The organism is Chloroflexota bacterium, assembly GCA_035652535.1.
GTDB lineage: Bacteria > Chloroflexota > UBA6077 > UBA6077 > SHYK01 > DASRDP01.
Genome location: DASRDP010000111.1, coordinates 1 through 2,066, shown reverse-complemented (window position 1 = coordinate 2,066; position 2,066 = coordinate 1). Strand labels below are relative to the sequence as shown.

General features: G+C 65.5%; 2 protein-coding genes. Both read right to left on the bottom strand.

Translation table 11 applies throughout. The features are described from left to right. Positions 1 to 137 precede the first annotated feature (137 nt). Positions 138 to 419 (bottom strand): hypothetical protein, encoded by a 282-nt coding sequence (locus tag VFC51_13700; GenBank protein HZT08078.1) that lies wholly within the window; start codon positions 417 to 419, stop codon positions 138 to 140. Positions 420 to 559: 140 nt separating this feature from the next. Continuing rightward, positions 560 to 1,734 (bottom strand): IS3 family transposase gene (locus tag VFC51_13695; GenBank protein HZT08077.1). Its coding sequence is split into 2 segments (ribosomal slippage): positions 560 to 1,464 and positions 1,464 to 1,734, totalling 1,176 coding nucleotides; the frame shifts between segments, so codons are not numbered across the junction. Positions 1,735 to 2,066 lie beyond the last annotated feature (332 nt).

Here is a 2,066-nt window from a genome sequence, read left to right as displayed (position 1 = left end):
TTTCGAAAGTCCCCGTTCCCCAAGCACCCATGAGTCTTCTCCGTCTGGCTGACGTTTTGCCGTTCAATGGCGAACGCCGAACGGTCGCGCCAGCGTAGCACGGCCGCGAGGAGCCGCGGGTTGGGGAGCGTTCATCTTCATCGAGGCGCGTAGGAGAAACCCGGTGGGTGGATTTGCGAGGCTGCCGCCGTCAGCACGGCCACGACGATGAGCGCCATCAGGATCCATCGGTACCGACCGGCAACGGGCCACACGCGAGAGAGCGCGAGCCGAAGAACGCCGGTGGCCGCCACAAAAAGAGGAGTGAGCAGCGGCCGCTGCTTCCAAATCGGATCCCCGCCGGCGCCGGGGTCGTAGAGCCCGATCCCCGAGAAGTGCTCGCAACAGGGCAACACGTTGCTCAGGATGGCAGGACACATCAGTGCCGCGAGGATCGACGCCCCGACTGCATCCGCCCAAGGCCTTCTCATTGGCGACTTGAGGCGCTCGCCGACCGTTGCCTGACTGGATGCCGCCCGCGAATCAGCATGGGGTTGACCCGATCTGATGGACGGTTTCGTTACGCTACTGCTCTCTGCACGGAATGTATCAGCTCAAACTCGACAGGGCTGGTGTAGTTGATCGCGGAGTGGCGGCGCTGGAGGTTGTAGAAGCCGTCGATGTAGTCGCCGATCGATAGGGCGGCGCCGGCGCGACTCTCGAAGTCATCGATTCCTTCGAGCTCGCGCTTGAGCGTCGAGAAGAAGCTTTCGGCGACGGCATTATCCCAGCAATCACCCTTCCTGCTCATGCTGCACTCGAGGCCTCTGGCGTCCAGGGCCTTTCGGTAGTCGCTGCTCGCGTACGTGCTGCCACGATCGGAGTGGTGAACGAGACCAGCGGCCGGGCGCCGACGCGCCAGCGCCGTGTCCAGAGCGGCGAGCGCGAGGTGGCGATCCACGTTCTGGCTGGCCGCCCACCCCACCACGCGCCTCGAGAACAGGTCCAGGATCACGGCCAGGTACAGCCAGCCCTGTGCCGTCCAAACAAACGTGATGTCGGTGACCCACGCCCGATCGGGGGCACTCGCCGTGAAGTCCCGCTCGAGCACGTTCGGCGCGATCGGGAAGTCGTGCTTCGAGTCGGTGGTCGTGCGGAAACGGCGCCGCGTCCGCGCCGCCAGCTTCTGCTCGCGCATCAGCCTGGCCACGCGCTTGCGGCCCACACACTCGCCGGCGGCCTTGAGCTCGGCGTGCACGCGGGGACTGCCGTACCGACGCTTGCTGGCCGCGTGCGCCTGCACCACCTGCTCCGTGAGCTTGTCGTCGCGACGAGCGTGCAGCGACCGGGGGCGTCCCTGCGCGGCGTAGAAACCGCTCGGAGAAACGGCCAAGAGGCGACAGAGCACAGCGACGGGGAAGGCCACCTTCTCCTCGGAGATGAACGCGAACTTCACGCGTTCTCCTTGGCGAAGAAGGTGGCCGCCCTTTTTAAAATCTCCCGCTCCATCCGGAGGACTTTCACCTCCCGTCGTAGCTGCGACAGCTCCTCCTTCTCCGCGGTGGTGAGCGCACCGGCGGGCCCCCTCCCAGCATCCACGTCGGCCTGCTGTACCCACGTCCGTACGAGGCTGTCTGCCAGCCCCAGCTCCCGCGCGACCTGGCCGGCGCTTCGCCCGCCGGTTCGCACAAGGGCTACCGTCTCAGCCTTGAACTCGCGCGTGTGGACGCGCCGGACCCGCTTCTTCGTTTCCATCCTCGACATGTGGCACCTTTCTACGCCCATCTGACTGAGCGTGGGTGTCCACCAAATTGGGTCAACTCCACGATCGATCTCTCGGATTCGAGCGACAAATCCGAATCCGTCCGTCGCCGCGTCGAACGGCTTGGGCTCTCTCGGGACGATATCCGCCGGATTCAGCGTGAGGCCCAAGCGCGAAGACCAACCCCGGAACGCCTCCGGGAAATCCGGATCGAAGCCCTTCGGCGCGCGCTCGTCCAGCCCTCGACCCGACTGCCGCGGGCCAAGACCGTCCTGCGGGCGTTCACGGATCTTCAGGCCGCACGAATTCAGCGCGTTTACCTCTT